Origin of the sequence: Duganella sp. Root198D2, assembly GCF_001428585.1 — a bacterium.
In the GTDB taxonomy this organism is placed as follows: Bacteria; Pseudomonadota; Gammaproteobacteria; order Burkholderiales; family Burkholderiaceae_D; genus Rugamonas.
On record NZ_LMIC01000015.1, the window covers coordinates 72,509 to 80,954 of the forward strand.

Below are 8,446 nucleotides of genomic sequence, written 5' to 3' on the forward strand. Positions count from 1 at the left end.
TACGGGAGGTTGGATGGATACGCATAAAAAATACGGCACATTACCGGGGCGCCTGGTCATGCTCGGATTCGGCAGCGTTGGCCAGGCGGTGGTGCCGCTGCTGTTACGTCACTTTGAGCTCGAGCCTGCGCGCGTCACGGTGGTGTCGCGCGGCCCGGACAAGAGCGGGATCGCCGAGGAATATGGCATTACCTATGAAGCCACGCCGCTGCAGGAAGGGAATCTCGAGAGCATCCTCGATCCCCTGCTGGAGCAAGGCGACTTCCTGCTCAACCTCTCGGTCGACGTATCGAGCCTGGACCTGATCCGCTACTGCTGGCGGCGCGGCGTGCTTTATCTCGACACCTGCACCGAGCCCTGGAAGGGGTTTTACGACGACGAGCGGCTGTCGCTGTCGCGCCGTTCGAATTACGCGTTGCGCGAGGCTGTGCTGGCCTTTCGCCTCGACAAGCGCCACGGCGCAACGGCAGTCGTCACGCAGGGCGCCAACCCGGGCCTGGCTTCCGTGCTGGTGAAACAGGCGCTGATGAACATGGCGCGCGACCAGCACCTTGAAGTGGAGCGTCCCGCCTGCTACGAAGACTGGGCCAAGCTGGCGCAGAAACTGGAGATCAAGGTAATCCATATCGCCGAGCGCGATACGCAAGTCGCCAGCCGCCGCAAAGGGCGCGACGAATTCGTCAACACCTGGTCGGTGGACGGCTTTGTCAGCGAGGGCTTGCAACCGGCGGAGCTGGCTGGGGCAGCCACGAAAAACACTGGCCGGCCGATGCGGCGCGCCACGGCTACGGCAGCGACGCCGCCATTTACCTGAAGCGGCCCGGCATCGCCACACGGGTGCGCAGCTGGACCCCGCTGGAAGGCCCTTACCACGGCTTTCTGGTCACGCATGCCGAATCGATCTCAATTGCGGACCACCTGACGCTGCGTGAGAACAATGAAGTAGTCTACCGCCCCACCGTGCACTACGCCTACCATCCATGCGACGACGCCGTGCTGTCGCTGCACGAGATGGCTGGTAAAAACTGGCGGCAGCAAAGCCGGCAGCGCATCATCGGCGAGGAAATCCAAAGCGGCATGGACGAACTGGGCGTGCTCCTGATGGGCAACGCCAAAGGCACCTACTGGTACGGCTCGCGCCTGAGCATCGAGCAGGCGCGCAAGCTGGCGCCACATAACTCGGCTACTTCGCTGCAAGTGGTGGCCGGCATCCTGGGCGGGATGGCGTGGGCGCTGCGCCACCCGGATTGCGGCGTAGTGGAGCCGGACGATATCGACGACCAGCTCATCATGGAAATCGCCGCGCCCTACCTGGGCGAACTGGTCGGCGTATACGGCGACTGGACGCCGCTCAAGGAACGCAGCGGCTTGTTCGACGAGCCACACGACCAAGACGATCCCTGGCAGTTCCTGAATTTCCGCGTCACCTGATATGGGCACGCTGCTGCGCAAAGAGCTGGGCGTTATCGAAAACTCTTACTATGAGGCCAGCGTGCAGCGTGCTGCTGCCCTGCCGCCATTGGCCGGCAGCACCAGCGCCGACGTTTGCGTGGTCGGCGGCGGCCTGGCCGGCCTGTCCGCCGCGCTGGAGCTGGGCGAACGCGGCTATTCCGTCGTGCTGCTGGAAGCCCAGCGCTTGGGCTGGGGCGCATCGGGCCGCAATGGTGGCCAGGTACTGCCGGGCTTCGGCAGCGATGGCGAGAGCGCGATCGAGCGCCAGTTGCCGCGCGACGATGCGCGCCGCGCCTGGGATGCCTCGGTGGCAAGCGTGCAACTGCTGCGCAAGCGCATCGACAAGTACAGCATCGATTGCGATTTCAAGCCCGGTGCGCTGAGCCTCGCTGTCAAGGCCAGCAAGATGCGCGCTTTGGAAGCGTGGGGACGGCATGTGGAAAAGGCTTACGGTTATCCACTCCACTGGATATCGCCGCACGAAATCGGGCGCTGGATCGACAGCCCGCGCTTTCACGCAGGCGTTGCCGATATGGGCGGCGGACATGTCCACCCGCTCAAATACACGCTCGGACTCGGGCGCGCAGCAATGGCGGCAGGCGTACGCGTGTTCGAGGATTCGCCGGTCTTCCTGCTGGAACGCGGCGACACGGCACTGGTGCACACCGCGCAGGGGCAGGTGGCGGCGCGCTTTGTGGTGCTGGGCGCGAATGTCTATCTTGCGGAATATGGCAACCTGGTGCCGCAGGTAAGCGCTCGCATCATGCCGGTCGGGACTTACATTGTCGCCACCGAGGCGCTCAGCAAAGAATTCGCCGAAAGCCTTCTGCCGCGCCGCAGCGCCGTATCCGACACGAACTTCGTGCTGGATTATTTCCGCTTCAGCGCCGACCACCGGCTGCTGTTCGGAGCCGGCGACAGCTACAGCGCCAAGACACCTGCCAACCTGGTGGAACGCATCCGGCGCCGCATGGTGGCGGTGTTTCCCCAACTGTCCGACGTCGGCATCGACTACGCGTGGGGCGGCTTCATCGACATCAGCATGAACCGCGCACCGGACCTGGGGCGGATCGGCCACAACATCTATTACATGCAAGGCTTCTCAGGCCATGGCCTGGCCTTCACCGGCATGGCAGGCCTGCTGGTGGCGGAGGCGATTGCCGGACAGGCGGAGCGCTTCGACATCTTCGCGCGCGTCAAGCACGCCCCCTTCCCCGGCGGCACGCTGCTGCGTACACCGGCGCTGGTATTGGGCATGCTCTACTTCCAGATGCGGGATATGTTTTGAAAGTCGGGGTCAGCTCCGGCAATCGGACAAACGCTGCGCGTTTGTCCGATTGCCGGAGCTGACCCCGACTTTCAAAACATATCCCGCATCTGGAAGTAGAGCATGCCCAATACCAGCNAAGTCGGGGTCAGCTCCGGCAATCGGACAAACGCTGCGCGTTTGTCCGATTGCCGGAGCTGACCCCGACTTTTAATCAGTTATCCAGGTGGGAGATCTGCAGGCGGCGGCTTTCCTGCACCACGCCGTTGGCTTTGTGCTCGAGCACCAGTTCGGCATTCTGCTCGTCCAGCGAGATGCCAACCGACAGGATGTCGATCAGCAGCAGTTGCAGGATGCGCGAAATCATCGACAGGAAGGCACTGCTGTCTTCCGTATGATCAACCGCCAGGCAGACCGTGGCCTTCTTGGCCAGCGGCGTCTGGCTGCTGGTGATGGCGATGACGTCGGCGCCGGCATTGCGCGCCGATTCCACGGCCTCCACCAGTTCCGGCAGCTTGCCGGAGTTTGAGATCGCGATCACCACGTCGCCCGGCTTCAGCAGTTCGGAAGCCAGCTTGAACAGGTGCGAGTCGCCGTAGGCGGCGGTCGGGATGCGGAAGCGGAAGAACTTGTGCTGGCCATCCAGCGCCACCACGCGCGAATTGCCCATGGCGTAGAACTCGACCTTTTTGGCCTTGGACAGCAATTCGATCGCGCGGTCCAGCGAATGCACGTCCATCTGGTCGCGGAATTTCAGGATCGCGGAAACGGTGTTGTCGATCACCTTGGCGCTCAGGTCGTGCGTGCTGTCGGAGACGCGCACCTGGCTGTGGCGCACCGGAATAGCGCCGGTCAGGCTGGAGGCGAACTTCAGCTTGAAGTCCGCCAGGCCCTGGAAGCCCAGCGAGCGGCAGAAGCGGATCACGGTCGGCTGCGATACTTCCGCCAGGCGCGCGATATCGGCAATCGGTTCGTTGAGCACCAGGCGCGGTTGCTCGATCACCAGCTGCGCGACGCGCTGTTCGGCCGGCGTCAGTTCCGACTTCAGCGACTGCACGCGCTCCATCAGCGTATTGGCGCCGGTGCGGCCGCGCAGGTGCTCGGACAAAATCGTCGCAACGCCGTAAAAGGCTGGATTCGGCGTGGTGATGACGTAAGTCGGGATGTCGGCCAGGTAGGACGAGAAGCGCCCCTTGGCCTCAAAACGGCTGCGGAACGGCGATTCCCTGAACCATTCGCCCATGCGCGGCACAATGCCGCCGCCGATGAAGATGCCGCCGAAGGAGCCCAGTGTCACGGCCAGGTTGGCGGCGGCGCCGCCCAGCATGGCACTGAAGCATTCCAGCACTTCGACGCACAGTTCGTTCTGGTCTTTCAGTGCACCGGCGATGATCTGCTGCGACGTCAGGTCACGCACACTCAGGCCGTTGCGGCGCGCCAGGGCGCGGTAGATGATTTCCATGCCGGGGCCGGAAATCAGGCGTTCGTTGGAAACGTGCGGCCAGGTCTGCCAGGCGTATTGCAGGATCGCGTATTCGCGCTCGTCGGCCGGTGCAAAGTTGGTATGGCCGCCTTCGGAACCCAAGGTCACGAAACCGTCGGTGGTCGGGATCACGCCGGAGCAGCCCAGGCCAGTGCCGGGACCGAGCACGCCGATCACCGAGTTCTGCGCCGGGGAGCCGCCGCCGACCTGCATCAAATCGTCCGCCTTGAAGCCCGGGATGGCCATTGCCAGCGCGGTGAAGTCGTTCACCACCAGCAGGGTATGCAGGCCCAGTTCGCGCCGCACTTCGTCGGTGGAGAACTGCCAATCGCGGTTGGTCATGCGAATGTAGTCGCCATGCACCGGGTTGGCCAGCGCCAGCGCGCCGTGGTTGAGGCTGACGTCTCCGTGGTCCGCCAGGTAGTTGCGCAGCAGCGGAACGATGCCGGTGAAGTCGTCGCACTGCAGCACGCGCACCGACTGGAACTCGCCGGGAGCGGTTTGCAGCGCCAGGCGCGCGTGGGTGGCACCGATGTCAGCCAGCAGGCGGGGCCCGTCCGCAAAAGCGGATCGGTTAGCTTTTGGGTCTGCCTCTATCTGTTTCATTGTCTTTTAAGTATTAGATAATGCCTTAAAGGCGGGAGGATACCCGAAAAACAAGGCCCCGTGCGTAGACGGGGCCTCTTATATTTATACTGCGTAGCCGAACCACGCGCCATAGCCTGGCAATTGGACCTCGCCGTCCAGCACTTCGCCCGGCAAACCAGGCTGCTCCAGCTTCTGCGCCCCTTGGGCCACCGGCAGCTGGAAGTTCACCGGCGCGGCTCCCAGGTTGAACACCGCGATCACGCTGCGTTCACCTTCCAGGTCGCGCCGCAGCGCCAGTACCGGCTCCGGCGCGTCGTAGAACACAATGTCGCCGCGCGTCAGCTGCGGCATGGTTTTGCGCCAGGCGATCATGCGGCGCGCGAAGTTCAGCGGCGAATTCGGGTCCTCTTCCTGAAGCGAGGCGGCAATGGCCTTGTGCTCCTCGGCCACCGGCAGCCACGGTGTGCCGGAAGTGAAGCCGCCATGCGCACCGGCAGTCCAGGCAATCGGCGTACGGCAGCCGTCGCGGCCCTTGAACTCGGGCCAGAAGGTCTTGCCGTAGGGATCCTGGATCAGCTCATAAGGCACATCGGCCTCGCTGAACGCCAGCTCATCCCCCTGGTAAAGGCAAGGAGTGCCTTTCAGCGACAACTGCATGGCCAGCACCAGCTTGGCGAACGCCGCCTGGTTGCTCATGCCCTTCCAGCGCGTCACCACGCGCACCGCATCATGGTTGCCGACCGACCAGGATGGCTGGCCGTCCTTGACGCGCGCCTTGAAGTCTTCCACCTGCTTGCGGATGTGGCCCGCACTGCTGTCTGCGGTCAGCAGGTTGAAGCTGTAAGCCATGTGCAGCTTGTTGCCGCCGGCGGTGTATTCAGCCATGACGGCCAGCGAATCGTCGGCGCCCACTTCGCCGATCGCCACCGCGCCGTATTCATCCAGCAGCACGCGCAGCTTTTCGAGGAAGGCCACGTTTTCAGGCTGGCTCTTATCGTGGATGTGCGCCTGCATGCCGTAGGGATTGGCGTCGCTCACGGTGGAGGTGTCGCGCACGAGGGCCGGCGGGTTGCTGCGCAACTGGCGGTCATGGAAGTGGAAGTTACAGGCATCCATGCGCACGCCGTCGACGCCGCGCTCCAGCCAGAAGCGCAGCGCGTCAATGTGGGCCTGCTGCACGTCCGGGTGGTGGAAGTTCAGGTCCGGCTGGCTGACGAGGAAGTTGTGCATGTAGTACTGCTTGCGGCGCGAATCCCACTGCCACGACGAGCCACCGAAAACCGACAGCCAGTTGTTAGGCGGATTCCCGTCCGGCAGCGGATCGGCCCAGACATACCAGTCGGATTTAGGATTGTCGCGCGAAGAACGGCTCTCTTTGAACCATGGGTGGTCTTCGGAAGTGTGGGACATGACCTGGTCGATCATGATCTTCAGGCCCAGGCCGTGGGCCTTGGCAATCATGCGGTCGAAGTCGGCCAAGGTGCCGAACATCGGATCGACGTCGCAGTAATCGGCGACGTCGTAGCCGAAATCGCGCATCGGGGATTTGAAGAATGGAGAGATCCAGATGATGTCCACACCCAGCTTGGCGATGTAATCGAGGCGATCGGAGATGCCATTCAGGTCGCCGATGCCGTCACCGTTGGTGTCGAGGTAACTGCGCGGATAGACCTGATAAATGATTGCTTCTTTCCACCAAGGTGTGCTCATATTCCTAATCCCGTAAAAAACGACTATGTAGATAATATACATCATGGATGGGGGAAGTTCAAATACTATGAATCCTTAAAAATCAACAACTTAGTGTTTTTGATGTAGCCAAACTACACGTAAGTGAAACCAGTAGTTGCCAACGCAGGTGGGTTCGCATAGCATCGCGGCCATTATTCGAATCGGGAGACTTCATGTCGACGCAAGAACTGGAACAGGGTAACGGGCCGATGCCCAGGCAAATCCCGTATATCATCACCAACGAAGCCTGCGAACGTTTCAGTTTTTACGGCATGCGCAATATCCTGGTGCCGTTCCTGATCAGCACCCTGCTGCTGTTCATCCCGTCCGAGCACCGCGCCAGCGAAGCAAAGCACGTATTCCATACTTTCGTGATCGGCGTGTATTTCTTCCCGCTGCTGGGCGGCTGGCTGTCGGACCGCTTCTTCGGCAAATACAACACGGTATTCTGGTTTTCGCTGATCTACTGCGCCGGGCATGCCTGCCTTGCCCTGTTTGAGAGCAACCTCAATGGCTTCTACTTTGGCCTGTTCCTGATTGCGTTTGGCTCGGGCGGCATCAAGCCGCTGGTGGTTTCCTTCGTCGGCGACCAATTTGACCAGACCAACAAGAAGAAGGCCAAAGTGGTGTTCGACGCCTTCTACTGGAGCATCAACTTCGGCTCCTTCTTCGCCTCCCTGCTGATGCCGATCTTCCTGAAGGACTTCGGGCCTGCAGTGGCATTCGGCATCCCGGGCATCCTGATGTTCATCGCTACCATCGTGTTCTGGCTCGGGCGCGGGAAGTACATCCACGTACCGCCCTCGGAGCCTAGCGAGGAATCGTTTACCCGCGTCGCCAGAACCGCACTGATGTCGGCCGCGCCTGGTCAATCCCGCCCAGGCCTGACCGTGGCATTGATCGGCGTGGGCGCTGCCCTGGTATCGCTGGCCATGACCCCATCGTGGGGCTTCGTCATCGCGGCATGTACGGCCCTGGTGCTGGTGATGGCGTTCGGCGGCATCGGCACCTCGATGCAGCTTGAACGCGCGCGCGGCAAGCATAGCGACCAGGCGGTGGACGGCGTGCGTGCCGTGCTGCGCATCTTCATCGTGTTCGCAATGGTGACCCCATTCTGGTCCCTGTTCGACCAGAAGGCTTCGACCTGGATCGTACAGGCCAACGACATGGTGCATCCAACCTATGAATTCCTGGGCTGGTCGTTCTCCTTCGTGCCGGCGCAAATGCAGGCACTGAACCCGCTGCTGGTGATGCTGCTGATCCCGTTCAACAACATCGCCCTGTTCCCGCTGCTTCGCAAGCTGGGCATCGAACCGACGCCGCTGCGCCGCATGGGCACCGGCATCCTGGTTTCGGCGCTGGCCTGGGTGGTGATCGGCACGCTGCAAGTGGTGATGGATGGCGGCACACCAGTTTCGATGGCGTGGCAGATCCTGCCATATGCGCTGCTGACCTTCGGCGAGGTGCTGGTATCCGCCACTGGCCTCGAATTCGCCTATTCCCAGGCACCTTCGTCAATGAAGGGCGTGATCATGGCACTGTGGTACCTGGCGGTCACGGTTGGCAACCTGTGGGTGCTGATCCTGAATGCTGGCGTGAAGAACGACGCCGTATCGGCCTATATCAAGACCACCGGCTTCTCCGTGATGGCGTTCCAGATGTACTTCTTCGCCGCCTTCGCCGCGCTGGTGGCAGGCTGCTTCGCGCTGTACGCGATGCGCTACAAGATGGTGGACTTCTACCGCAAGGAGCCGGAACCGCAAGTCTGCTACGGCACCACGCCGGAACCGCAGAAGGCCTGAGCCAATCCAGCCCGCTCCGGCGGGCTTTTTTATGGTTCTTCACGGATTACCGGGAAACGCGGCTTTGATCTTCAAGAAGAAGAATTCGGAGTCGCGATACCCATAAGCCATCCGCTTCATTAC

The 8,446-nt window shown here is 62.0% G+C and carries 5 protein-coding genes and 1 pseudogene; 4 read left to right on the forward strand and 2 right to left on the reverse strand.

All coding sequences use genetic code 11. The annotated features are described in order from the left end of the window. Nucleotides 1-58: 58 nt before the first annotated feature. The 3 genes and pseudogenes from ASE26_RS31555 to ASE26_RS15835 all read left to right on the forward strand — a co-directional run. Nucleotides 59-412 (forward strand): annotated as a pseudogene (locus tag ASE26_RS31555) (saccharopine dehydrogenase NADP-binding domain-containing protein); the annotation flags it as partial. Nucleotides 413-687: 275 nt separating this feature from the next. Continuing rightward, nucleotides 688-1,431 carry a saccharopine dehydrogenase C-terminal domain-containing protein gene (locus ASE26_RS31560; RefSeq protein WP_229208162.1) on the forward strand — a complete coding sequence of 248 codons (744 nt, stop codon included), beginning with the start codon at nt 688-690 and terminating at the stop codon, nt 1,429-1,431. 1 nt (nt 1,432) lies between these two features. After that, the gene (locus ASE26_RS15835; protein ID WP_055930217.1) at nt 1,433-2,740 is read left to right on the forward strand and encodes an FAD-binding oxidoreductase; all 1,308 of its coding nucleotides are present in this window, start codon (nt 1,433-1,435) and stop codon (nt 2,738-2,740) included. Nucleotides 2,741-2,933: 193 nt separating this feature from the next. Here ASE26_RS15835 and ASE26_RS15840 read toward each other — a convergent pair whose 3' ends face one another. Beyond that, nucleotides 2,934-4,808, reverse strand: a complete 1,875-nt coding sequence (locus tag ASE26_RS15840; protein WP_055930214.1) for a glucokinase — start codon at nt 4,806-4,808, stop codon at nt 2,934-2,936. 84 nt (nt 4,809-4,892) lie between these two features. Then, nucleotides 4,893-6,500: an alpha-amylase family glycosyl hydrolase gene (locus ASE26_RS15845; RefSeq protein ID WP_057246538.1), complete on the reverse strand. Its 1,608-nt coding sequence runs from the start codon at nt 6,498-6,500 to the stop codon at nt 4,893-4,895. Between the two features lie 194 nt (nt 6,501-6,694). Here ASE26_RS15845 and ASE26_RS15850 point away from each other — a divergent pair, with 194 nt between their 5' ends. Further along, nucleotides 6,695-8,323, forward strand: a complete 1,629-nt coding sequence (locus ASE26_RS15850; protein ID WP_055930208.1) for an oligopeptide:H+ symporter — start codon at nt 6,695-6,697, stop codon at nt 8,321-8,323. The last annotated feature ends 123 nt before the right edge of the window (nt 8,324-8,446 follow it).

Excerpts from the sequence above, each read along its gene's own strand:
- ASE26_RS15845 (WP_057246538.1), bottom strand. The coding sequence starts at position 6,500 with ATGAGCACACCTTGGTGGAAAGAAGCAATCATTTATCAGGTCTATCCG.
- ASE26_RS15835 (WP_055930217.1), top strand. The coding sequence starts at position 1,433 with ATGGGCACGCTGCTGCGCAAAGAGCTGGGCGTTATCGAAAACTCTTAC.
- ASE26_RS15850 (WP_055930208.1), top strand. The coding sequence starts at position 6,695 with ATGTCGACGCAAGAACTGGAACAGGGTAACGGGCCGATGCCCAGGCAA.
- ASE26_RS15840 (WP_055930214.1), bottom strand. The coding sequence starts at position 4,808 with ATGAAACAGATAGAGGCAGACCCAAAAGCTAACCGATCCGCTTTTGCG.